The organism is Chryseobacterium sp. Leaf405, assembly GCF_001425355.1.
GTDB lineage: Bacteria > Bacteroidota > Bacteroidia > Flavobacteriales > Weeksellaceae > Chryseobacterium.
In genome coordinates this window covers 23,307-49,499 of the sequence record NZ_LMQN01000015.1, presented here as the reverse complement: position 1 = coordinate 49,499, position 26,193 = coordinate 23,307, and the positions used below count along the sequence as shown (strand labels likewise).

Genomic DNA, 26,193 nt, shown 5'->3' with positions numbered 1-26,193 from the left:
AACCAATCATTTATTTCCCAGCGGTAAGTCAAATTAGTTTGGCTGCCGCTTTTTTAAACCCTATATCTATGAAAAAACTTTTAATACTACCCAGCTTGTTTTTTCTTTTTGTAAGCACTTCCTGCCACAAAGAAATCAAATCTGAAAAAGGAGGAATCGATGTTGTCTCCAATGTCTATTTTGATGTTTCCAAAAATCTAGACAAAATCCAAAGTTTTCATTTGTCAAGCCTTAATTATTCGGGAGATTCTATTATAGAAAGGATTCCGGATGCTGATGCTCCCGAAATAACCCAACAGATTTATTTCATTAAAGATTCATTGTGCTATACCATTGAAAATGAAAATCCCGGCAAAATTATTCTGTCAGACATCATAAAGAAACAAAAGCCGCTTTCGGTTGAAAAGAAAAAAGGAGGAACATTGTTTTCTCAGGAAAAAATCCCCAATTACAGAAACAGAAAAAATCTGAGTGATACGGTTTTGTTTAAGAAAAAATACAAACGATTTGAAATCAACTCACCTTGGATGTACACCCGGTTTTACATTTATCCAACGGATACTATTTTACCGTACTCTATTTACAAACACGCAGAAAAGGACTACCACGGAAGGCTCGAAAGGATTGATTCTTACAATAAAAAGACGGACATATTCGTGACGCTTCAATTAATATCAAGAAAAAACTGGGACAATGAAGCAAAAGAAATTTTTGAATTTAACCATTTCATAAAAAACAGAAAAAAGTGAAAGATGAAGATTTTTTTAATGAGATAAATGATGACATTTCTGTAGTTGAAGGAAATAAAAAGGAACTTATTGTTTTCACAAACAGTAAGGATACGCTTTCATTCTTGGAGCTTCTTCAATTGAACAAACAAGTCAATAATAGAACATTGATTACCCTTAATTCAGGTTCAAATAGCAAAAAGTTCCTCAATAGATACCAGAATTATGATGGTAAAATGTTTCTTTGTCTTACCGGGGATAGAACGGGAAATGCAATAACCAGGAAAATTCTCACAGAATTTAATGGCAAAAATATTAAAGACGTTCGTCCGTTGTATGAAATTTCTGAAAATGGGAATCAAGACCTGAGCGAATATCTAGACAATAAACGCAATCTTCAAGATAAAAATACTAATTTAATTGAACCAAAAATTTCTGAAAATGAAAGCAATGCAATTGAATCCGGAAGAACATCCGATTCTCAGCAAGTGGGAAACGGAACACCTGAACACAACACTGGAGAACTTAGCCCTAAGATCCAATCCGAGCAAAACGGAAGTTACGGAAGCGGACAAGCAGTGGGCAGCAACAATGCTGGAAATGGACTTGCAGGAACAGAGCGGAGCAATTTTGGAAACCGAGACCGAGGAAGAGGATCCTATGACGACTCACAACAGAATAATGTTGGGAAGACTCAAGGACGTTCCGTGGGCGGAATCGTACCCGGGAGAACTGTATCCGATAGAAGAAGACCCGATGGAGGACTTTCCGAGATAAGTGAGGAGTCAACAAATAATGTAGAGTTAGATGCTCTTATTTCAAAATATAAAGGGCAAAAACTGAATAATGATCAAGTTGCAGAAGTAGTTTCTGCAGCTTCTTTTGTTTCCGACAATCACAAAATTAATCTGAAGGAAAATCTTAACATCACTGATGACTTAATAGAAATTTGCAACCAATTCCAAAGTGGCGGAAAGGCAAAAGAAGGAAGAGGGATTTTAGATGAATACTACACGCAGGATAAAATTGTTGATGCAGTTCATAATTTAATTAAAGACCATTTTAAAACTCAAAAAGAAATTTCCGTTTTAGAACCAAGTGTTGGAACCGGAAATTTTATTTATGCTACTCACGAATTATCTGTAAATTCTAAAATTACAGGATTTGAAATCAACGAGACCACCGCAAAAATTGCCAAAATTCTACATCCCGAAGCCGATATCAATCTTCGTTCGTTTGAAACTGAATTCATTGATGAGAAAGGCAACAAGAAAGACTTTTCTCAGCAATACGATTTGGTCATCGGGAATCCGCCTTATGGTGAACATCGTGGACTTTACAAAGGCTTGGGTGAAGAACCCAAAATTCCCAAATACGAAGATTATTTCTTTAAACGTTCACTTGACTCTTTAAAACCAAACGGCGTTTTGGCGATGGTACTTCCATCAGCTTGGCTGAACCGTCAAAAGAATTTGAAAAATGCCAATATTTTGGAAGGTTTCCGCTTACCCAATGGAGCTTTTGCAGGAACCCAAATCGGAACTGACATTATCATTCTAAGAAAAAACACTCAAAATATCTCTACTGATATTTCTAATTATTTCGATAATAACCCAGCAAAAATTTTGGGAGAAACCCGAGAAAAAACCAACCGTTTTGGTCGATTAGAAAAATATATTCACGGAAATTTAGATGAAGCTTTATTTAAGATTGAACAGTTTAAAAATAGGAAAGAAACCCAACGGATCGGAAATCTGTTTGAAGATTTGTTTTTAGAGGAAGAAGCTAAAGTTGAAAATAAAGTTATTGCTGAAATAAAACCAGCTGTAGAAAAAGAAAGTTCGACGATTTTTACGAGCCTCAAAGAAAAGGAAATTCTAAATTTAAATGAAGTTCAAGAAAAAATTGAACTGGTACTTTCTAGACTCAATAACATCAAGTTTAAATCACCCACCATTACGACTGAAATAAGAAAGTATGAAAAACTTTGCGAAGATCTAATTACAAAGCCTACATCGTTTTCTGATGAAAAATTAAAAGAATTGATTGAAAAAAGTGATAGGATTATTTCTATTCACAATGCCAAAAATCAGAACGAGTATAAAATTCAAACAAAACCGGAAATAAAGAAAGGTGTTTTAAAATATCAGTTCTCCAAACAGGATCAAATTGTAAATACTTCCTTGCAGAATAGTTCTGATATTACGAAAGAACAAATTGAAGCATTCAGAGATACCTCATATGACGGCACATTAAATAATCGTGGAAAGCACTATCAATTTGCGAACTTCATTGATGGAAACTGGGTTCACGATTTTTATTACACTGAAGGAAATATTTACGCGAAACTGGAACAATTAGAGCGGGATTTTTCTGATAAAAATGCAGTTGGAGGAACAGAAGACCAATACGAAAAACAAAAATCATTATTAGAGAATGTCCTGCCAAAAGCGAAATCGCTAGATGAGATTTATATCAGTCCTAACCACGAGTTCGTACACAAGTTTGAGTTAGGTCAAGTAGAAAAAGACCAATATAATCATATTACAAAACGTACCGAATCAGTCATTGTAGATTACAATCTTGCAGAAAGATTCAAAGATTTTGTAGGCACTTTGTCAAGTGAAGCCTTTGCGGGTTCTTCAGCTTGGGAAGTGCGAAGCTTTGTAGATAATGAAACGGTTACAGGAAGCGATAAAGAGAGAAATGCTTTAGTCCGTGAAAGACGAAAAACTGCAGCGAATGATTTGTTTTACAAGTTTGTTCGGGAAGAACTTTCCGATGATATTAGAAATCGCTTTGTAAAAGACTTTAATCGAAACTACAATAACATTCACGTTCCGGATTATTCTAAATTCCCATTATTTTCCAGAATCTATCTGCATTTCAAAGGTCAGAAATTGCGTTTGACCGAAGTTCAGAAAGCAGGAATCGGAAGACAAACAACAAAAGGAGTAGGGCTCTTAGCTCACGAAGTGGGTTTTGGCAAAACATTATCAGGAATCCTTTCAATGCACGAAGCAATGGAGAGAGGAAATGCTAAAAGACCAATCATCGTAGTTCCGAATGATAGTATTCTGAAACAGTGGGTGGAAACCATTTTTGAAATCGTTCCCAATGCTAAAGTTAATGTTTTAGGGAATTTGGGGAAAGATTATGATCTCTCAAAATTTGACAACAAAGACGGAGAAATTACGATCGTTACTTATGAAGGTTTTAATAATATCGGGTTTTCATCAGAAATAACCGAAGAACTTTCTTCAAAATTCAGCTACATCTCTACAAGCGAACTGAAAGGTGTTACCAATACGGAAAGGGACCTCCAAATTGAACTTCAGAAAGAAAAGGAGATTGAGGGAAAAATGAAGCGTGGAAAGATCTATGATTGGGAAGAATTTGGATTCGACCATTTGACTTACGATGAAGTTCACAATGCGAATCATATAGTAGGAAAAGTAAAAATTGAAGATCGAAGATTTGCTTCAGATTTTAGAAGCCAAAACCAACAGACCTCCAAATTAGGAATCAATACCTGGATGGCTGCTCAATACATTCAGGACAAAAATGATGGCAGAAATGTAACTCTACTTTCCGCAACACCCTTTACCAACAAGCCTTTAGAATATTATTCCATTCTTTCTTTAATAGCAAATAAAAGATTAGAAGAATCGGGATATTTTAATGTGAATACATTCTTCGAGACCTTTATGGAAGCGGATAATGATATGGAAATTGATGCAAAAGGTGATGTGAGGTTTAAAGCCAATGTCCGGAGATTTAAAAACAATTCGCTGTTTCAGCAATTACTTTCGGAATTCATTGATATAAAAGGAGAAGAAGACAATCCTGAATTGATTCGTCCCAACAAAATCAACAAAGAGTATAAAATTGAGCAGAATGATCTGACAAAAGAACAATATGACATGCTCAATGAAAATTTCAGCGAAACTGAAAAGGGAGCAATTCTTACGCATATTCTTAACGCCCGACTGATTGCAATTTCGCCGTACCTATCACCATATTATGATGGAGAAGAGCCTTATGTAAAAGAATTTATAGAAAATTCTCCCAAGCTGAAACAGACGATGGATTTAATTCATCAAAATAAAAAAGACATTCCGGAATCCGGACAAATCATTTATTCTGAATTGGCGGTTGCTCAATTTCCAAAACTAAAAGAATATCTCATTAAAGAAATCGGTTACAAACCTGAAGAAATAGGAATTATTACTGGAGCGACCAATAAAAATCAGAGAATTTCTATTCAAAATGATTTTAATGAAGGAAAAATAAAAGTGGTTATCGGAAGTGAAGCCATTCAGGAAGGAATGAACCTTCAGGAAAATACTACGGATGTATATATGCTCACGTTGCCATATAATTTTACTTCACTCCGACAAGTGGAAGGACGAGCGTGGAGGCAAGGAAATATCAACGAAAATGTGAGAATTAATTTTATGCTGACCAATGACAGTATTGATGTTTTTATGCTTCAAAAACTGCAATCAAAACAGGCAAGATATTTAGAAGCGATGAAAAAAGGAGCCGATGTTTTGGATATTTCGGACATCAGTACACAAGAGCTTAAAACGTCCATCATTACCAATCCCGAAACCAGAGCCAATATTGAAATTGAACTCATTAAAAAGAAGATCGAAAGTGAGAAAAATAAGCATCTCGCAGATAGTGCTTTTGTTTTGAGGAAGTATGAAGATTTCTTAAAAGTGAAAGAATTAATAGCTAAAGCTGAACATTCCTACAATAGGATCGAAGGATATTCAAAAAATGAAGATGTAAATTCTGACTACTGGAGAACACAGTTACCTTCTTATCAAAGGACAATTGATTTACATAAAGCTCAAGTTCAAGAAGTGATTGAAAATCTCGCTGCAAAAGGGGTAAATGTTGCAGAAATTGAGAAGCAAACTAAAGCTACTGAAGAGAAGATTTCTGAATTGGATAAAAAGTTGGAAGAACTACCCGAAACGAAAGAGAATCTAATAGCAAAATATAAAATTGAAAAACAGAATAATTCCAACAACTCGAAGACTGACTTCAAATCAGAACGAGCAGCCGAAAACAAAATGATTTTCAAATTAGATAATGAAGCTTCAATTACATCTTCAAAACCTGAGAATTTATTGAATTATTTAAATATAATGAGAGAAGGCGAAAATTATCAAAATTCATATTTAGGTAAAAGGCGATAAAAGTTAACTAAGTTTTTAGTAATTTTTGAGTTGTCCTGTGGTTAGTTAACATAGTTAGGGCTAACCAAAAATGATTACTTGCCGAGCAGATTTTACTTGCAAAGACTTCTATGATGAGGTTCATGCTGTCCACTACAAAAGATGATATATCAGATTGTAGAACACTTCTCCTAACCTTAGATGCAGCTATTTTAAAAATATTTTAAAAGATTAAAATAAGTACATAGTTACAACACAATTCGTTCACTATTAGATCCAAAAATACATTTTAGCCCAAAATCAGTGTTTATCTATTTTTAATAATCCAGATTGCTCTTGAATAGCCTCCCGCACCAAATCCATATAGTTTAATTCAAAAATATTATAGATTTTTATTGAATAAAACTACCGACAATTCTATTTCTTAAACTAATAAATCATCAGTGATAATGGTAAGTTGAAATTGAGTTTAAAAGATTTCATGTAGTAAAGATTAACAATGGCTAAAAGGGAAATAATAAAATATCCGATTACTGAAAGCTCAAATAAATTTGAGCTGGAGTCGGTTATGAAATTTCAGGAATTGCCATTAAATGTAGCTATAAAAATGCTAAAGGATTCAGGCACTATCGTTTCTGATGACGAGGCTGCTGAAATTTTACTATTTTTTCATACAATGGTTAAAATTACCATCAAGGAGTTTTTATCACCTGAAGATTAATTCGTACTTTAGTGATTACAAAGTATTTAAATCTTACATTATTCTATTCTTGTAAAGATTCTCTTATCCCACTTTTAAATAAAAAATTATGAAAGTTGCTGATCTATATATTCGCGTGTCAACTGACGAACAAGCAGATAAAGGGTATTCACAACGTGATCAGGAAGAGCGTTTACGCAAACATTGTTCTTCTCTGAACATAACAATTGACAAAATCATTTATGAAGATCATTCTGCCAAAACTTTTGAGAGGCCTGAATGGAAAAAATACCTGTTTAATATTAGAAAAGGAAGAGGTTCTAGACAGAACAAATTCTTATTTTTCACAAAATGGGATCGATTTAGCCGTAATACCAGTGAGGCTTATCAGATGATATCCAACCTTAATAAATTGTGTATTACGCCTCAGGCTATTGAACAACCATTAGATCTACGTGTACCCGAAAATAAACTTTTATTAGCAATATATTTATCAACGCCTGAGGTAGAAAATGACAGGAGGGCATTGAATGTAACTTATGGGATGAGAAGAGCAATTAAAGAGGGTAGAATGATGGGTATCGCTCCATATGGTTATATCAACAGATGTACAGAAGACGGTCGTAAATATGTAGCTGTTAAAGAGCCTGAAGCAACAAATATGATATGGGCCTTCAAGCAGGTTGCGAAAGGACATCTACCTACCGCAGTTATCCTAAAAGAAATGAACAGTAGAGAAGGTAGAAAACTGACTAAAAATTCATTCATGGAGGGTTTGAGAAATATAGCTTACTGCGGAAAATTATTTCTAAAGGCGTACAACGACGAGGAGGAAAAAATTGTTGAAGGAAAACATGAGGCACTGATCTCTGAAGAACTTTTCATGAAAGTTCAAAGGGTTCTCCATCGTAAAAGCAATAAAGATGATTTCTTACCGGCAGGAAGAATAATAAATGAAGAACGTTATCCTTTAAGAGGATTATTACTTTGTCCAAAATGCAATAAAACTCTTACAGCCAGTAGTGCTAAGGGCCGAAGCAAGCATTACTACTATTACCATTGCACAACCTCATGTGGTTTCAGGCATAATTCTGAAATCGTTAATGATCTTTTTGTCGAAGAACTATCAAAATTTAGATTCAGCATCGGTGCTGAGAAAATATTGAAAACAATTTTAGAACAGAACTTTTCAATAGTTTCAAATGGTCTAAATGATGAAAGAAAGGTTTTGCAGAATAAACTTAATGCTATCGAAGGAAGAATTGACAAAGCGAGAGATATGTATCTTGAAGATAAATTGGATGAAGAAGATTTTAAAAGGATTAAAATGAAGTATAAAGTGGAAATTGAAGATATCAACTTTAAATTAAATTCATTAAAAAATTCTGGTCATACAGATGACATTGAAAAGAAGCTGAGTCAAGCATTAAATGCCATTGTAAACATCTCTGAAAGATATAATAACGCAAGTACAATTGACAAACGCGCAATTGTTGGTTTGATATATCCTGAAAAGTTAACATTCGACGGCGAGTATTTTCAAACCACAAAAATCAACAGTTTAGCTGGTAATATTGCCTTGATTAACAAGGAGTTAGGAAATAAAAAAAACCGACAAAGAAGCGAAAAAACTTCAAATGTCGGTCTTGTGACCTCGACAGGATTCAAACCTGTAACCTTCTGAGCCGTAATCAGATGCGCTATTCAGTTGCGCCACGAGGCCGTTGTTTTCTTGTTGTTTAAAGGTTTGCAAATATAGCACTTTTTTCTTTTCTTTGAAAGATGAAAACAAAAATTTTACTGTTAATCACGGTTTTTACGCTAATTGCCTGTAAAAGAGAATCAAAAATTTCATCTCCAGAATCTGTTTCTGTTTCGAATCTTGTGCAATACAATGAACAAAGCGGTAATTTTCATTTGAAATCAAGCAATTTCACTTATGATTTTAAGCAGAATCAGATTCCTTTTAAGAAAATAATCTTGTTAAATGCTAGTATGGCAGGATATATTGCAGAATTAGGAGCAGAGAATTTAATCATTGGAGTTTCTAGTCCAGAATATATTTATTCGGAAAAGATTCAAAGTTTACTTAAAGAAGGGAAAATTCAGAATATAGGAAATGATCAGAAATATGATGTTGAGAAGATTATTTCTATGAAGCCGGATGCGATTTTTACCAATCATATTGCTAGTTTCGACAATACGTATCAATTGCTTAAAAACAATGGAATTCAGGTCGTTTTTCTTAATGAATATATGGAACAGAAACCATTGGAGAAAACAGCATACATTAAACTTTTTGGAAAATTATTAGGCAAAGAGGAGGAAGCATTAACTCAATATCATGAAATTGAGAAAAATTATAATGAATTAAAACAATTAGCTTTAAAATCAAAACAAAAACCTATTGTGTTAGCGAATGAAATGTATGGCGATGTCTGGTATCTTCCGGGTGGAAAAACTTCTGTTGCCCGTTTTATTACTGATGCGAATGCTGAATATATTTTAAAAGACAGTAACGAAGAAAAAGCTGTTACCATGAGTTTTGAAGAGGTTTTTGCTAAATCAAATGGAGTTCAGTTTTGGGTAAATGCAGGAAATCATACTTCAAAAAAAGAAATGCTGACAGGAAATCCTTTTTACGGAAAGTTGGAGGTTTTCAATAAAGGTAAAATTTATGGAATTTCAGGCAAAGAAAGACAAAGTGCCAATGACTTTTTTGAAAGTGGAATTGTAAGATCAGACCTTGTTCTGAAAGATTATATTAAGATTTTTCATCCTGAACTTTTGCCCGATTATCAGTTAACATACATGAAAGAATTGCAATAACTCAGACTATTTGTTTATTTTTGTTGTTCCTTTTTACAAAAAATTATGTGGAAAAAAGTTAAGCAGGTTATATTCATCATTTTAATACTCAATGTGCTATTTATTGTTTTGGGTAGATTTTTCAATCCTCCCATTACGATTACTCAAATCGGAGGGCTTTTCGAATATGGAAAATTGAACCGTGATTATATTTCTTATGATGAAATGGGCGATAATGTAAAAAAAGCGGTCATTGCATCAGAAGATCAGAAGTTTTTTGTGCATAACGGTTTCGATTATACAGCAATAGAAAAAGCGATGAAACACAATGAAAAGGGTAAAAAAATAAGAGGTGGAAGTACAATTTCTCAACAAACAGCAAAAAATATCTTTCTTTGGCAGGGTAGAAGCTGGTTCAGAAAAGGGCTGGAAGCAGTTTATACCTTTATCATCGAAAAAGTTTGGAGCAAAGATATTATTCTTGAAAGATACCTGAATTCTATTGAGATGGGGCAAGGAGTTTTCGGGATTGAGGCGGCTTCGCAGTATTATTTCGGAAAATCTTCGAAAAGTCTCAGCACTTCAGAAGCTGCGTGGATTGCTGCTGTTTTGCCTAATCCTAAAAAATATGATCCCAAAAATCCATCATCATACTTGAGAAAGAAACATAATTGGATTATGAGACAAATGAGGAATGTGAGTTTGAAATAGTATCTTTGCACTAATGAAATTCTTTACTTCCGGTGCAACATTTGAATCTGTTCTTAAAAAATATTTTTCTTTTAAGAATGAAACGCTTTCTCTTGACCCTCTTGCTGAGTTTTTAGAGGGAATAAAAAAAGCGGATTTTAAAGATGTGCTTCATTTTTTTCGTACAAATCCGGAAATATCAGAAAATTTTAAACATTATATTCATCATGTTTTTAGCGAAAGACCTTTCAATCTGTCTTTGACGGAAGCGAATATTCTTTCCGAAAATGCTTTTATTCCTGAATTTAAAAAAAGAATTCTTAATAAACTTTTACCACCTGTTGTTAACGATAAAACGGTGTGGTTTCTCATTGATAATGTAAGTCTTAGACCTAAAGCCGACCTTCAATACTTTCAGAATCTTCCTGAAAATGAGATTGATGAAATGTTTACAATTCTCGGGATCAATGATTTTATTATAAGTCCCGCTGTAAAAAAGGAAATGGTTTTTTCTATGAATATCCTGTCTTGGCGTGTAACAGGTGCAGCCATGGAGGTTGAGGTCGTGAGAATGGCACCGGAATACAGAAATTTCGATAACCCGTTTTTAGCATTACAAAATGAATTGGAGGATCTCGCTGAGCAACTTGAAAAAGATCCCGGAATTCAACTCAGTTCTAAGGACAGTCGTTATAAGCAAATTAAAATTTATATCGAACAATGTTTAGATTTTGTTAATATTGCTTTTAAAAATTCCTCAAAATACGGTATTTCAGGTAAAATTAATCAGTCACTTTTAAAAATTCGCCAGCAGCTGCAACGAATTTACGATATTGTACAATTGTTGGTCATTGATAAGGATGAAGATGTATTAATTAATTCAAAACGATTGATTTTTAATGTTTTAAACTATAAATCTCATAAAAATAATATTTCTGATCTCATCAACGACAGTACGAGATTGATTTCCCACCTGATCACAAATCATACCGCAGAAACGGGTGTGCATTACATCACATCGACCCGCAAACAGTATATGACAATGTTCTATAAAGCCAGTGGTGGCGGGATCATTGTCGGTGCTTTGTGTATCTTAAAAATGCTCTACGGATACGTCCCCGGCAGTGATTTTTTTCATGCATTTTTATATTCGATGAATTATGCGATGGGATTTATCATGATTTATCTGATGAGTTTTACGTTGGCAACAAAGCAGCCTGCCATGACTGCGGCTACTATGACAAAAGTTTTGTCAGAGGAAGGAAATGGTGAAAGGAATAATGCTGATTTTGCTCAGCTTGTTTCGAAACTGTTTAGAAGTCAGTTTATTGCGTTCGTTGGAAATGTATTGCTGTCTTTTCCAATTGCTTTAATTATTATTTATGGGTTGGATGTCTTTTTCTCACAGAATTTGGCTGTAGAAAGATCTGATAAATTATTGCAGGATCTCGATCCTTTCAAATCTAAAGCGATTCTTCATGCAAGTATTGCGGGGTTCTATCTTTTCATTTCGGGAATTATTTCAGGAAATATTGGGAATAATTCTGTGTTTTACCAGATTCCGGAAAGAATTGCGAAAAATATTCCGATAAGAAAGTTTTTTGGGAAAAATATAGCCATCAGTCTTTCTAAATATTATGCTAAAAACTGGCCCGGAATTGTTTCTAATTTTTGGTTTGGGGTTTTCCTTGGAGCAACAGCACCGATCGGGTTGTTTTTCGGTCTGGATTTGGACATCCGTCACATCACATTTGCGGCAGGGAATTTTGCGATAGGCTTGTATGGAAAAGATTTTTCTGTTGATGCCTATACGTTCTGGATCTCCTTTATCACCGTTTTTCTGATCGGATTTTTTAATTTTCTGGTAAGTTTTACATTGTCAATGTTTTTAGCTTTCAGATCAAGAAAATTGAATTTGGGACAGGTAAGTGATATTTACAGAGAAATTTTTAAATATTTTCTTAAAAATCCGTTGAAATTTTTCCTTCCTTTAGGTTCGAGGTTAGACCATAAAGCAGAGGAGTTGATGAATCGTAAAATGACTACAAAATCTGAAGATCAGTAAATTTTTCCGAGCCGAATTTATCCTGAAACTTCTTCAAGTAAAAGCTTTTACGCATTTGAAAATCATGTTTCAATATTGACGAATTAATTTTTATAATGATGCATTTATTCTCAATATTTACACTTTTTATTTCGTTAAAAAGGCTTTCATCAAGATAATCTTCCAGAAAATCTTTAATTTCAAAAGCCACTAATTTATGCTCAAAACCATGAATTCTTGCAAACGATTTTACAAGCTCTGAGGATTGAAATTCACGTTTTTTACTCTTCTTCATTTTTAGATCTCAAAAATTATACTTTCCTCATTAATCTTCTTTACTACGCTTTCAGTACGCTCCCTGTGTGTATCTGTAATAAAAATCTGTCCGAAATTTTCCTGATTGACCAACTCAATCAATTGAGAAACCCGACTGTCATCCAATTTATCAAAAATGTCATCTAACAAAAGAATCGGAGTTTTGTTGGTTAATTCTTTTATCAGGCTCATTTGCGCTAATTTTAATGAAATTAAAAACGATTTCTGCTGTCCTTGAGAACCAATTTTTTTTATCAAAATAGAATCCATTTCAAACAGAAGATCATCTTTGTGAATTCCTTTTGACGTATAAGTAAGCATTCTGTCTTTTTCCAGACTTTCTTTTAGTAAATTTTCAAAAGAATTTTCCAGTAAATGAGACTCATAAATAACAGAAACGGTTTCTCTTCCGCCTGAAATAATCTGATAAAAATTCTGAACAATCGGATTTAATTTTTCGACAAAAGTTCTTCTCTTTTCGAAGATTTTTGTTCCGAATTTTGTGATAGGATCATCATAAATCTCCAATGAATCTCTGTCCCAAATTCTGTTTTTAGCAAAATATTTCAACAGGGCATTTCTCTGCTGAATCGTTTTTTGATATTGAATTAAATCGAAAAGATATTGGGAATCGGTTTGGGAAATCATCGAATCCAGAAATTTTCTTCTACTTTCTCCTGAATCGGAAATCAAATTGGAGTCGTAAGGAGAGATCATCACACTCGGTAAATATCCGATGTGATCTGCCATTCGATCATAGCTTTTATCATTTTTTTTAATAACTTTTTTGGCTTCTTTAGGTTGAAGAATTTTAATATTATCTTCACTGTCATCGTTTTGGATTTCAGCATCAATGGTGAAAAAATCCTCATCTTTTTTGATGTTATTAAGATCTGTATTTCCTAAAAAACTTTTCCCGACTGATAAATAATGAAGAGCATCCAGAATATTGGTTTTTCCAACGCCATTATTTCCCACAAAACAGTTGATTTGCGGAGAAAATTCGAATTTTTTTTCAGAATGGTTTTTAAAGTTGTACAGGGAAAGTTTCTTAATAATCATTCGTCAAAAATACTTCATTATTAGTAAAAATAAAAAGGGAAGTGCAGAACAGGTTTCTACTCCGAAAGAAAAATAAGCGTCATCTCTTTCATTTTCAGAAAAGTAAATCAAAATATAAGTGATGATACTTGATAGAAAAAAAGCAATCGAATAATTAAAATCTAAATAAAATACAGAAAGGATATTGCTTACAAAAATTAATGAATATGCAATATGTTTTGTGTTTTGAACTCCGACAATCTGTGGAAAAGTTTTCACGGTATCACTTTTCATATCGCGTATATCAAATGGTAAAACCAGTGCTGTAATAAAAAAGAAACTGATGAAGAATATAGGAAAATTAAATTCCGGTAAAGTAAGCCAGCAATTCATGAGCGCCCAAACCAACCCTACGTAAAATACTTTTAGGAAGGGAATTTTTCGGATATAGAGATCAAGAAAAAAACTATTATACAACAATCCAAGCACGACAATGATAAACCATTTTATCAATCGTATTTCATTATGATTATTAATAATTAAAAGTGCAGAAATTATTCCGGCAATAACGTTTATGATTAAAATTTTAATGAAATGTTTGGTCTTTTGATATTTCGTATAAAGATACCCGCTGAAGTAAGTAATGAAAATTAGGAAGACCGTAGGATAGCGAAACGTATTTTGTTCCTCCATGAAAAATACTGTAAAAAGAGTTCCCGTTAAGGATACGTAAAATTGACTGTCTATAACAGATTTTTTCAGTATTTTTAAAGAATTCATTTATCAAAAATAACACTTATGAAAAGATTTTCCAAGATTTTTGTTCTTTTGCTTTTATTGTTGAATTTCTCAACGGTTTTTGCTCAGGATTATTACGATGAACAATGGAAAAAAGTAGCAGAAGGATATAAAAACGGAATGTTTAAATCAAGCTTTCCAATCATTCTGGATATTCAAAAAAAAGCAATTGAGGATAAAAATGCATTACAGCTGATCCGTTCTCTGAAAGCAGAATTTGCCATTTATAAAGATACTCAGGATGATCCGAAGAATGATTATGCTTCGGTTTTCTTTTCTAAAATCAAAAAAACGGAAGATCAACTGAAAGGTGATGAATTGTTGCTTTTCAAAGTGTTGGAAATTGAGTTTTTTGAAGGATACATGAATTCAAATCAATGGGAAATTCAACAGCGTACGAATCGTGGAAAAAGCGATGTGACCGAACTTGAATCATGGACAAAGCTTGATTTTAAAAATTATTATACAGAGAAATTAGCTGAATTAACGAAAGCAGATACTCAACTGAAGAAAATTCAACTTGAAAAATATAAAGAAGCCTTTGCGAAAGAAAAGTATTTCGAGTTTTTTCCAACTTTATATGACTGGAAAACCTATAAAATGATTGGTTTCCTGAAAAATGAATTTCTTTTCACCAAAAATGAACTGAAAGATAATCAGAAAACAATATTGGCTTTGTATCAGGATCTGATTAATTTCAACAATAACAATCCGAAATTGTATTTTCAGTCTCAAAAATTGGGTTATCAGAGCCAAGTTGACGGTAAAAGACGTATAGATGAAATGAAAGAGCTCATCAATTCGCCGGAAAAAGGAGATTATAAAATTATAATATGTAATGACCTTGCCAGTTTTTTGCATTATGATAAAAAATCCAGAGAAGCGATACAAATTATAGAGAAAGTAAAATCAGAATATCCGAATTCTAAATTTATCAATAATATTCAGTCTTTGGAAAATAATATTAAAGCTTCCAGCATACAGATTTTTTACGAAGAAAATAATCAGCCGGAAAAGCCGATTCATTTAATGGTACAACATAAAAATATGGACAATTTTACCATTAAGATCTATCAGGTGAATGATTTTAAAAATCAATTGGGTTATTTGCAGGCTTTGGGTTATGAAAATTATTATAAGAATATAAATAAAACATTATTTCGTACGGATACATTTTCATTACCAAATCTGAAAGATTATCAGCCGCATACAACGTCTCTTGAAATGAAAACTCTTCCAAAGGGAATGTATATCGGGGAATATACAAACGGAACGGAAATTTCTAAATTTTTATTTGTGATAACCTCTTCAAGGGTAGTTTTTGATGAAAAGAAAAATTACATTTTAGTTTCAAGGGAAAATGGATCTGCAAGGGCAAATACTCAGCTTCTACAATACAGATTTATAGATTATTCGCAGGCGAGTGAAACTCCTATTCTTATCAAAACTGATTATTTTGGAAAATTTACTAATGAAAGAGGACATGATTATGATGTTTTGATTTATGACAAGACATCTAATGACTTTAATATTATTAAAAGTTGGTATGACAGGGAATATGATTATGAAAACCATGAGCTAAATGTTCAGATTTTTCTTGACAGACAAATTTACAGACCGGGGCAAACTGTTTATTTTAAAGCGATTACAACATATCCTGACTATGAGAAAAGATCAGATTTTGTAATGAAAAATGATGAACAGGAAGTTACACTGTTCGATGCCAATCGCCAGATACTGACTTCACAAAGGCTTAAAACCAATGAATTCGGATCTTACAGTGGCAGTTTTGTGCTTCCTAAAGATCGTCTCAACGGAAAATTTACGATACAGGTGAAAAGTTCCAGAAGAAGTTATGAGTCAGGATCTGTGGCTTTTTCCGTAGAAGAATATAAACGTCCGAAGTTTGAGATCGTTTTTGATACCATCAGAAATGAATATAAATATGGACAAACTATAGAATTGAAAGGGAAAGCTGTTACTTTTTCGGGAGTTCCTTTGAGCAATTCAACAGTTAATTTCAATCTTAAAAGAGAAGATATCCGTTACAGATATTTTTGGTGGTATCCTTCTGATTCCAGCAACGAAAATACAATTTTAGGAAAAGCTGAAACGAACGAAAAAGGAGAATTTACTATTAAAATTGATCTTAAAAAAGATGAAAATACGGAAGGAATTCAGGTTCATAATTATCATGTGAATGCTTCTTTAACCGACGTTAACGGGGAAACTCAATCTGCAGAAACGGATGTAAAAGTGGCTTCGGTTTCTCATTATCTTAAAGCAAAGGACATTAAAGAAGAATTTGCAGAAAATGATATAAAAGTAAAAGTCGAAAGTTTTAATTATAACGATATTGCTTTGGCTAAAAGTTATAAAGTAAAATTGGTAAAACTGAGGGAACCACAGCGTATTTTCAGGGATAATTTTAAAAGCGTTATTCAGGATTTACCTGTTTTTTCGAAGGAAGATTTTGTGAAAAAATTCCCGCATGACCGTTTTGATCAGTCCGATGATAAGAAAAACTGGAAAGTAGAAAAAATTGTTACAGAACGTACAGAAAATACTAAAGATCTTAATCTTGGAAAATTGGAACCCGGAGAATACCGACTTGAACTGTATAATATTGAAGGAAAAGATACGGTAAAAGTACAGCAGGATTTCAGTGTCTGGAGCAAAAAAGGATTAGGGAAAAGTCAGTTTCCGTTTTTGAAAATTATTGGTCCAAAATCACAGGTTACAAGAGGAAGCCAGGCTTTGGTGTATGCCTATTCCAAAATTCCGGATGCTGTTGTGAATGTGTATTTACAGGACGGAAACGGAAATACAAAAATGGAAAAAGGTAAGTTTAATAATGGAATATTCGTTTACAAGCTGCCAATTTCTCAGGACAAAAGTATTGTGAAATATAATGTTCAGTTTCAGGTGGTTCATTATAACGATGTTCAGAATCAGTTTGTTAATATTGGAATAAAAGATGAAAGCAAAGCGCTGAAAGTTGAACTGACGACTTTCCGGGATAAATTAGAGCCTAATTCAAAAGAAAAATGGAGTGTAAAAATCACCGGGAGAAATAATGAAAAGGTAGTTGCTGAGGTTTTGGCCAATATGTATGATAAATCATTAGACAAATTTATCCCAAACACGTATGTATTCAACAATATCTACAGACCCAGAAATATTGTAAGAAATTTTGGTATTCCGTCGTATCCGTCAGTATTATCTTGGAATGAAAAAATTAAATATCTGGAAGGTAAAAATGTTTATCTCCCACAGTTCATATGGTTTGACAACAATGTTTTTTTTGATCTGATGCTGAAATACGGATTGATAAAAGATACAGACGGTGATGGAGTAGACGATGAAAAAGACGAATGTCCTACTGTTCCCGGCTTGGAATATTATAAAGGTTGCCCCGTCTCTTCAACAAGCATAAGAAATATGGCTGTTGCAGAAGCAGCATCCCCGGTTGCAAAAGAGGTTTTTGACAGTACAGATGGAGACGGAGTTTTAGATAAAGATGATACTCCGAAAAAGGCGGAAAAACCGAAAGAAGACCTGGAAAATGTTCAGGCTCGTAAAAACCTTAACGAAACGGCTTTTTTCTATCCTCAGTTAAAAACCGATGATAATGGAAATGTAAATTTTGAATTTACCTCTCCTGAAGCATTAACAAAGTGGAAACTGATGTTTTTAGCTCACACGGCAGATGCCAGAAGTGGAGTACTGGAGCAAGATATTATTACTCAGAAGAAATTTTCTGTAACGCCCAATTATCCGAGATTTTTAAGAGAAGGTGATGAACTGAATTTTCAGGCGAAACTTTCCAATCTTGAAGATCAGGCACTTTCCGGTTCGGCCTCTTTACAGATTTTAAATGCGGAAACCAATGAAGATATTACGTCTCTTTTCGGAGTCAGCTCGGTTCAGAATTTTGAAGTAAAAGCGACAGGAAATTCTGTACTAAGCTGGAATTTGAAAGCACCTTTCAACAAAGCAAGTTCGATTATCATTAAAGTCGTTGCAAAAGCAGGAGAATATTCTGATGGTGAACAAATTCCTGTTGCCATATTATCAAACAGAATGTTGCTGACCGATGCGCTTCCGGTTTTTGTGAAAGAAGGACAGACGAAAACATTTACCTTAGAGAGTTTAAAAAACAATACGTCTAAAACAGTGGCAAATTTCAGTAATACTTTAGAATTGAAAACCAATCCGATCTGGGAAATTATTTTTGCGTTGCCGAATTTAAGCGAAAATCTTAATATCTCTTCTGATGCAAGATTCAATACATGGTTTGCAGATGTAGTGGGTTCTGAAATTTTTAAAGCCAATCCAAGAATGCAGGCTGTTTTTGATGAATATAAAAATGCAGATCAGTTAAAAAGTAATCTCGAAAAAAATCAGGAACTGAAACAATTGCTGATGGAGGAAACTCCGTGGGTTTTGCAGTCTCAGTCTGAAACTGAAACAATGAACAGTCTTTCCAGGCTTTTTGATGTGAATGCCATGAAGAATTCCATTAATAAAGACTGGTCGATTTTAAAGCAGTATCAAAATGGAGACGGTGGTTTCCCTTGGCTTCCTGGTTTTGAAAGTTCGTATTCAAGTTCATTATATATTCTGAGAAATTTAGGTAAAATGAATGAGTGGCTGAAAGACGGGATTTCTGTGTATCAGACGGATCAAAATAATATGGTTTCAAGACTGATCGGTTATATTGATCTTGAATTGGAAAAATACTGGAAAGAAAGCGAAAACAGCCCATGGAGTAACTTTGCACTGGATTATCTTGATACCCGTCGTTATTGGGAAAAGCAATATCCGCTTACCGGAAAAGGAAAATTATTAAAATCAATGATTATCAACCGTTCTGAAAAATTCAAATTTACAGATCTTACTTTCTATGGATTACACAGAGCTGCCTTGATTTTTGATAGTTATGGACTGAAAAAACCTTCGGACAGACTGATTAATTATATCAAAGAAACTTCCACTTCTTCGGAAACGCAAGGGGTTTACTGGAAACAGAATTTTGATGACTGGGGCTGGTATAATTCTAAAACAGTGAATCATGCCGGAGCCATAGAAGCTTTAAATAAACTGGATTCCAAAGATGTAAATTTTATTGAAGAAGCTAAGGTTTGGCTAGCAACTCAGAAAGAAGTTAATTCGTGGGGAAATTCAAGAAATACGGCAGAAGTTATTTACATTATGATGAATTCGGGAAAATCGTGGACTGGAACTGAATCTGATAAAGCAACTGTAATCTGGGGCGGGAAAGAAGTAAATCCTCAGACAAAAACGACAGGATATCTGAAACAGACTATAAAATCTGATGTTTTAGATAAAAACTTAGGAACCGTTACCGTAACAAAACTAGGTCCCGGAATTGTGCAGGGCGGATTATTTTGGCAATATTATGAAAACCTTGAAAATGTAAAATCTACCGAAACTTATATTGCTATTTCAAGAGAATATTACAAAAAAGTAAAAACAACGAATGGCGATCAATTGGTTAAAATTGAAGAAAAAAGTCCGCTAACAGTTGGTGATAAAATTACCGTAAGAATGATTCTGGATACCGACCGACCGATGCAGTACGTTCATCTGAAAGATATGCGGGCAGCTGGATTAGAGCCTGTAGACGTTCTTTCCGGATATCAGTGGAAAAATAATCTGGGGTATTATCAGGCAACCAAGGATGCGTCTACCAATTTCTATATCTACTATATGCCGAAAGGAAAATACGTTTTTGAGTATGATTTAATTTGCAATGCTTCTGGAAGTTTTTCAAGCGGATTTGCCACACTACAAAATTATTATGCACCTCAGATGAACGCCAGAACAAAAGGCGACAAAATAGAAATAAAAAAATAACCAAAATATATTAATGAAAAACATTAAAATTCTAATGATTCTCCTGTGTTTTGGAGTTTTCAACAAAATGCAGGCGCAGAAATACTATGACGATCAATGGAAGAAAGTTTCGGTAAACTATCAGAAAGGAACTTATAAATCTAATCTTCCTATCATTTTAGATATACAGAAAAATGCGATGAATGATAATAATATTGTACAGCTTATTCAGTCTTTAAAAGCTGAATTCAGCATCTTGAATCAGACTTCGGACGATGATAAAAATAATGCTGTAAGTATGCTTTTTAAAAAATTACAGAATGTCGGTACGAAGATAAAGGGAGAAGATAAAATTGTTTATGAGGTTTTACTGAATGGTTTTTTTCTGGATTATTATAAAGAACATTCGTGGGAAATTGATAGCAGAACAAATATCAATTCTCAGGATATTTCACAAATTGAAACATGGAGTAAACTTGATTTCAAAAATTATTTAGATCAAAATTATCAGGAGCTCGATCAGCAGAAAGCAGAAATGAAAAACATCTTTTTAAAGAAATACAAAGATGTTTTTTCATACAGTGATTATGTTTCCTATTTCCCGACGTTGGAAGATTGGTATCTGACAAAAAAAATAGCATTTCTGACTGAAAACGATCTTTTTACTAAAAATGAACTGGAAGAAAACCACATAAAAGTCAATGAATTTTATGATGAATTAATTGCACAAAATACGGGGAATGTAAAATTATATTTTATGCACAAGAAATTGCAGGATAACTGTGATTTCAATAGTTGTAAGGATAAATTAGTTCAGCTTCAGAATCTTCTTAAATCCAATACAGAAGGGGATTATAAGGTGATAATTATGGATGAGATTATTGAAGATCTTATTTCAAAAAATAAAGAAAAAGAAGCCATCGAGATTATTAATGAAGCAAAAACTCAATATCCGAAATCTTCTTTTATTGAGAATATCAAGAACAAGGAAAATCAGATTATCAATCCTTCTTTAAATATAAAATATGAACAGCAGACACAAAGTAATCTGCCTATTCATTTTGTGGCAGAATACAAAAATGTTTCAGAATTTTCAATTAGTATTTACGGAGTAAAAGAAGATCTTACTTCATTTCTGCGTTATACAATGGATTCTTATTCCAATCCGTTTGCTAAGGTTAAAAAAAGTCTGGTAAAAAAAGAAGTATATATATTGGAAGATTTTAAAGATTATAAAACTCACAAAACATCTTTGGAAATCAAATCTCTTCCGCCGGGAATTTATCTTGCAGAATATTCTGTCAATGGACTTAAGGAAAAAGAAGAATATGTAGAAAAAGATTTTTATTTTCTGGTGTCAGACAACAAAATTATTTATCAGACCAAGACGGATAGAAATCAGTTGTCGAATGAATTAAAATTAGTCAGCAGTGAAAACGGTAAGCCTGTTACTAATGAAAATATTACATTCTATGAGTTGGTTTCTTGTAAAACCTTCAATAAAACAGAAGGAAAAACGTATGATAAAGGAATTTTTAAGTTTCCGTCGACGGAAAATAAAGAATATTACAGAACTTTTTTAATAAAACAATCAAAAACGAATAGTTTCCAAATGATGCAGTTCTATGGAAACCGTTCTGTCAATACTATTGATCAAGGCACAAAAGCTCGTTCTAAAGCACAGATATTCACAGATAGAGCAATCTACAGGCCGGGACAGACCGTTTATTTTAAAGTGATTAATACAACTCTTGAAAAAGAGATAGAATCTGTGGTAGCAGGACTGAAACAGAAAATTACTTTAACCGATACAAACGGTCAGGAAGTTTCTTCCCAAATTTTCACTACAAACGAGTTTGGTTCTTATCACGGAAGTTTTATTCTTCCGAAGAGTAAGCTGAATGGTAGGTTTGAATTAAGAACTGATGCCAATAGGGGATACAGAAATTTCAGTGTTGAGGAATATAAAAGACCGAAGTTTGAAGTTATTTTCGATCCTGTAAAAGACGAATATAAATATGGAGAAACCATTGAAGTGAAAGGGAAAGCAATGATGTTTTCAGGGGTACCTTTGGGTAATGTAACAGTAAATTATGAAATTAAAAAACACAATATTCGCTGGAGATATTTTAGTTGGTATCCACATGATAATGACAATGAAAATTCGATTTTAGGTAAAGTTAAAACTAATGGAAAGGGAGAGTTTACTATTCTTCTGGATCTGAAAAAAGACGCAAAACTAGACGGAATTCAGATTGATAACTATTCAATGAATGCTTCTGTAACCGATATTAACGGTGAAACACAAACTGCAGACACAGAATTGAAAGTAGCATCTGTCTCGCATTATATACAAACAGAAAGCATCGACAATGTTTTCTCCGATGAAAATGTAAAAATAAAAGTTGAAACTAAAAATTACAACGAACAGATTCTTAAAAAACCGTATCAGGTAAAACTTTCAAAGCTTGAATCGCCTGACAGGATTTTTAGAAATAATTTCAGATCGGAAGTTCAGGATACACCGAAATTCCCGAAAGAGGAATTTATTAATAAATTCCCGCACGATTTGTATGATAAAAATGATGAGGTGAAAAACCGGAAAGCTTCTGCTGTCATTCTGAATGGAGTGCAGCGAAATGAAGAACCTCTCGATTTAGGGAAATTAGATGCAGGAGATTACCAGTTGGAGCTTTATAATATTGAAGGTAAAGACACAATAAAAACTTTCCAAAATTTCAGTGTCTGGAATAAAAAATATTTAGAAGCCGATCAAAAAACATTCCTCACGGTTTTAGATCCTAAAAAGGAATTTAAAAGAGGGGAAAAGGTTACACTTTATATTTACTCCGCAATTCAGGATGCTTTATTGAATATTTTCATTCAGGATGGATCAGGAAAAACGGTCTTTGAAGTTTATCCATTCAAAAATGGAATTGTAGAATTTACAACAGATATTCCCAAAGATAAGAATGTTAAAAATCTGAATCTTCAGTTTCAGGTTGTTGCTTTCAATGACATTCAGACGCAGTCAGTAAATCTTCCGATAAGCGACGCTGAAGAACCGTTAAGAATTGAAACGGTAACTTTCAGAGATAAAATCGAACCGAATTCAAAAGAAAAATGGTCGGTAAAAGTATTGGGAAATAGTAAGGAAAAGATTAATGCAGAAGTTCTGGCGAATATGTATGATTTATCTCTGGACAAGTTTGCGAAAAATAGTTTTATTTGGGATCAGTTATACGTTCCGTATTCGATTGTCACTTCATACGATTTAAAACAAAATCTTCTTCAGAAATCTTATGAGAGAAGTTTGCCTTATCTGCCGGAAGAATATATAGAAGTTCCTAATTTTGATTGGTTTGATGGTGAAATGTATTTTATGCGTAATTCACTTCTAACAACGACAGGATTTGTTAATCAAAAAGGAGTGAAAGCTGCAGCCTATACACCTCCGCCGCCGCCTCCAATCGGAGGAGCTAAAAGGAATATGGCGATGAAAGTTTCAAAACAGGAAGATAAGATTGAAGTTATTCAAAATGTTGTACCCGAGCCGGTAAAAGCTCCTAAAGTCGAAACCCCACCGCTACCGGAAAGTGATTTAAGCAAAGTCACCATCCGTCAAAACCTCAACGAAACCGCCTTCTTCTATCCCGAATTAAAAACCGATTCGGAAGGAAATGTAAGTTTCGAATTCACTTCTCCGGAAGCATTGACGAAGTGGAAATTAATGTTCTTGGCTCATACAAAAGATGCCAGAGCAGCAACGTTGGAAAAAGAAGTGGTGACGCAGAAAGAGTTCTCCGTAACGCCGAATTATCCAAGATTTTTGAGAGAAGGAGATGAGTTGAATTTGCAGTCAAAATTATCAAACTTAACGAACAAAAAACTTAATGGTTCGGCAAGCTTACAAATATTAGATGCTTTTACAAACGAAGATATTTCATCTCATTTTGGTTTAATCTCAAGTATTCAGAATTTTGATTTAAATGAAAATGGAAACTCAGCTTTGACGTGGAAAATAAAAGTTCCGAACAATGTTTCTTCGATTATTTTAAAAGTCGTGGCAAAAGCCGGTCAATATTCCGATGGCGAACAAAAAGCGGTGGCAATTTTACCTAATAGAATGTTGGTGACTGATGCAGTTCCTATTTTTGTGAAAGAAGGTGAAACCAAAACTTTTGAACTGGAAAATCTTAAAAATGTCAATTCAACAACAATTTCCAATGTTTCAAATACATTGGAATTGGCCACGAATCCGATTTGGGAAATTATGTTTGCGCTTCCAAGTCTTAAAAATGATCAGAATAATTCTGCGGATGTTATTTTTAACAAATGGTTTGCTGATGTTTTAGCTTCAGAAATTTTTAAGGCAAATCCGAAAATAAAAACGGTATTTGAGGAATATCAGAATAAAGGATTATTGAATTCAAATCTTGAAAAAAATCAGGAACTGAAACAATTGTTGCTGTATGAAACTCCTTGGGTGTTGGAAAGTAAAAGTGAAACAGAACAAATGGCGAAACTTTCGCTTCTATTTGATATTAATAATATGCGAAATACTACTCAGAGTGATTGGGACGATTTCAAAAAACTGCAGAATCCGGATGGTGGATTTTCTTGGTATCAGGGTTATCCAAGCTCGTATTCGACTTCGTTATATATCTTGAAAAATTTAGGAAAAATCAATTCTTGGTTAAAGGATAATGTGAAGGATTATCAAAGCTCCGAACAAAATAAATTGATTGCAAACATGCTGAAATATGTAGATAATGAAATCAATAAATATTCGGATGTAAAAGAAAAAAATATCTGGACAAACTGGACGTTGGACTATCTTGATACCAGAAATTATTGGGAAAAACAATATCCGTTAAAAGGAAATGGAGCAACTTTAAAATCTTTGGTTAAACAAAAAGCAAAAACAGCAAGAATCACAGATTTTACGTTCTTCGGACTTCATCGTGCGGCTTTATTGATGAGCGATTATGGCTTAAAAGATGTTTCAGATAAGTTGATGACTTATTTAAAAGAAACTTCTGTAGATTCAAAAACACAGGGGGTGTATTGGAAACAGAATCTTGATGATTGGGGTTGGTTCAGTTCAAAAGTGGTGAATCACGCAGGAGCTTTGGAGGCTTTCAACAAATTAAAGCCAAACGATCAGAAATTCATCGAAGAAATGAAAATCTGGTTAATCACCCAAAAAGAAGTGAATTCCTGGGGAAGTTCACGAGGAACATCGGAAGTGATTTTTACGATATTAAATTCAGGAAAATCATGGACGAGCACAGACAGCGATAAGGCAATTGTCATTTGGGGCGGAAAAGAATTGAAACCTGAAACTCAGGCAACGGGTTATGTAAAATCTACTGTAAAAACTGATGTGGTTGATAAAAAATTAGCGACAGTTACCGTAACAAAACCTGGTGTGGGAATTGTTCAGGGAGGATTATTCTGGCAGTATTATGAAGATTTAGATAAGATTACATCTTCTGAAAATTATATTTCTGTAACGAAAGAACTGTACAAAAAAATCAAAACAGTAAATGGAGAAGAATTACAGAAAATATCTTTGGAAACTCCGTTGAAAGTAGGTGATAAAGTAACCGTACGAATGATTTTAAATACAGACCGGGCAATGGAATTTATTCAAATTAAAGATATGAGAGCAGCAGGATTTGAGCCTGTAGATGTGCTTTCTGGCTATCAGTGGAAAAATAATCTGGGATATTATCAATCGACAAAAGATGCTTCAACCAATTTTTATATTCAAAATATGCCGAAAGGAAAATATGTCTTTGAATACGATTATGTAGCCAATGCATCCGGAAAATTCTCAAACGGAATTACGACAATTCAGAATTATTATGCGCCACAGATGAATGCACACACGAAAGGAACGAATGTTCAGATTTCGGAATAATGAGACTTCTATAATTTTTAAATTAAAACTCTTCAACTTGTTGGAGAGTTTTTTTGGAGTTAAAATAAGACATTAAGAAAAGTGAATAATGATAA

At 33.6% G+C, this 26,193-nt stretch carries 12 protein-coding genes and 1 tRNA gene; 9 read left to right on the top strand and 4 right to left on the bottom strand.

The genetic code is table 11. The features are described 5' to 3' along the window. Window positions 1–68 precede the first annotated feature (68 nt). The 4 genes from ASG22_RS10035 (at window position 69) to ASG22_RS20745 (ending at window position 8,301) form a co-directional block, all read left to right on the top strand. On the top strand, window positions 69–749 hold the full coding sequence (locus ASG22_RS10035) for a hypothetical protein (protein ID WP_055983650.1): 681 nt from the start codon (window positions 69–71) through the stop codon (window positions 747–749). Continuing rightward, entirely contained in the window at window positions 746–5,938 is a 5,193-nt protein-coding gene (locus ASG22_RS10030; RefSeq protein ID WP_055983648.1) for an Eco57I restriction-modification methylase domain-containing protein, read from the top strand. Before ASG22_RS10035 ends, ASG22_RS10030 begins: the two co-directional genes overlap by 4 nt. A gap of 478 nt (window positions 5,939–6,416) precedes the next feature. Continuing rightward, window positions 6,417–6,638 carry a hypothetical protein gene (locus ASG22_RS10025; RefSeq protein WP_055983646.1) on the top strand — a complete coding sequence of 74 codons (222 nt, stop codon included), beginning with the start codon at window positions 6,417–6,419 and terminating at the stop codon, window positions 6,636–6,638. 88 nt (window positions 6,639–6,726) lie between these two features. Next, on the top strand, window positions 6,727–8,301 hold the full coding sequence (locus ASG22_RS20745) for a recombinase family protein (protein ID WP_082504993.1): 1,575 nt from the start codon (window positions 6,727–6,729) through the stop codon (window positions 8,299–8,301). Here the strand turns inward: ASG22_RS20745 and ASG22_RS10020 are convergent. Continuing rightward, window positions 8,267–8,340 (bottom strand) — tRNA-Arg (locus ASG22_RS10020). The genes ASG22_RS20745 and ASG22_RS10020 overlap by 35 nt on opposite strands. A 59-nt stretch (window positions 8,341–8,399) precedes the next feature. Between ASG22_RS10020 and ASG22_RS10015 the strand changes: the two genes are divergently transcribed. The 3 genes from ASG22_RS10015 to ASG22_RS10005 are packed head-to-tail and all read left to right on the top strand — an operon-like array spanning window position 8,400 to window position 12,180. Continuing rightward, window positions 8,400–9,446, top strand: a complete 1,047-nt coding sequence (locus tag ASG22_RS10015) for an ABC transporter substrate-binding protein (RefSeq protein ID WP_055983644.1) — start codon at window positions 8,400–8,402, stop codon at window positions 9,444–9,446. Window positions 9,447–9,491: 45 nt separating this feature from the next. Further along, a complete protein-coding gene (gene mtgA, locus ASG22_RS10010) occupies window positions 9,492–10,136 on the top strand; it encodes a monofunctional biosynthetic peptidoglycan transglycosylase (RefSeq protein ID WP_055983642.1) in 645 nt (214 codons plus the stop codon). A 13-nt stretch (window positions 10,137–10,149) separates the two neighbouring features. Further along, window positions 10,150–12,180: a recombinase gene (locus tag ASG22_RS10005; RefSeq protein WP_055983640.1), complete on the top strand. Its 2,031-nt coding sequence runs from the start codon at window positions 10,150–10,152 to the stop codon at window positions 12,178–12,180. Here ASG22_RS10005 and ASG22_RS10000 read toward each other — a convergent pair. From ASG22_RS10000 to ASG22_RS09990, 3 genes are read right to left on the bottom strand one after another with little or no spacing between them, the layout of a single operon-like run. Continuing rightward, complete coding sequence (locus ASG22_RS10000; protein WP_055983638.1) at window positions 12,158–12,454, bottom strand: hypothetical protein; 297 nt, start codon at window positions 12,452–12,454, stop codon at window positions 12,158–12,160. The genes ASG22_RS10005 and ASG22_RS10000 overlap by 23 nt on opposite strands. Before the next feature lie 2 nt (window positions 12,455–12,456). Beyond that, complete coding sequence (recF, locus tag ASG22_RS09995) at window positions 12,457–13,536, bottom strand: DNA replication/repair protein RecF (protein WP_055983636.1); 1,080 nt, start codon at window positions 13,534–13,536, stop codon at window positions 12,457–12,459. A 3-nt stretch (window positions 13,537–13,539) separates the two neighbouring features. Further along, entirely contained in the window at window positions 13,540–14,295 is a 756-nt protein-coding gene (locus ASG22_RS09990; protein ID WP_055983633.1) for a hypothetical protein, read from the bottom strand. 18 nt (window positions 14,296–14,313) lie between these two features. Between ASG22_RS09990 and ASG22_RS09985 the strand changes: the two genes are divergently transcribed. Both ASG22_RS09985 and ASG22_RS09980 read left to right on the top strand, forming a co-directional pair. Beyond that, complete coding sequence (locus tag ASG22_RS09985) at window positions 14,314–20,193, top strand: alpha-2-macroglobulin family protein (RefSeq protein ID WP_055983632.1); 5,880 nt, start codon at window positions 14,314–14,316, stop codon at window positions 20,191–20,193. 13 nt (window positions 20,194–20,206) lie between these two features. Next, entirely contained in the window at window positions 20,207–26,098 is a 5,892-nt protein-coding gene (locus ASG22_RS09980; RefSeq protein WP_055983630.1) for an alpha-2-macroglobulin family protein, read from the top strand. The last annotated feature ends 95 nt before the right edge of the window (window positions 26,099–26,193 follow it).

Bases quoted from the DNA above. Each gene is read 5' to 3' on its own strand.
- ASG22_RS10015 (WP_055983644.1), top strand. From the start codon at position 8,400: ATGAAAACAAAAATTTTACTGTTAATCACGGTTTTTACGCTAATTGCC.
- ASG22_RS20745 (WP_082504993.1), top strand. From the start codon at position 6,727: ATGAAAGTTGCTGATCTATATATTCGCGTGTCAACTGACGAACAAGCA.
- ASG22_RS09985 (WP_055983632.1), top strand. From the start codon at position 14,314: ATGAAAAGATTTTCCAAGATTTTTGTTCTTTTGCTTTTATTGTTGAAT.
- mtgA (WP_055983642.1), top strand. From the start codon at position 9,492: ATGTGGAAAAAAGTTAAGCAGGTTATATTCATCATTTTAATACTCAAT.
- ASG22_RS10035 (WP_055983650.1), top strand. From the start codon at position 69: ATGAAAAAACTTTTAATACTACCCAGCTTGTTTTTTCTTTTTGTAAGC.
- ASG22_RS10005 (WP_055983640.1), top strand. From the start codon at position 10,150: ATGAAATTCTTTACTTCCGGTGCAACATTTGAATCTGTTCTTAAAAAA.
- ASG22_RS10025 (WP_055983646.1), top strand. From the start codon at position 6,417: ATGGCTAAAAGGGAAATAATAAAATATCCGATTACTGAAAGCTCAAAT.
- recF (WP_055983636.1), bottom strand. From the start codon at position 13,536: ATGATTATTAAGAAACTTTCCCTGTACAACTTTAAAAACCATTCTGAA.
- ASG22_RS09980 (WP_055983630.1), top strand. From the start codon at position 20,207: ATGAAAAACATTAAAATTCTAATGATTCTCCTGTGTTTTGGAGTTTTC.
- ASG22_RS10000 (WP_055983638.1), bottom strand. From the start codon at position 12,454: ATGAAGAAGAGTAAAAAACGTGAATTTCAATCCTCAGAGCTTGTAAAA.
- ASG22_RS09990 (WP_055983633.1), bottom strand. From the start codon at position 14,295: ATGAATTCTTTAAAAATACTGAAAAAATCTGTTATAGACAGTCAATTT.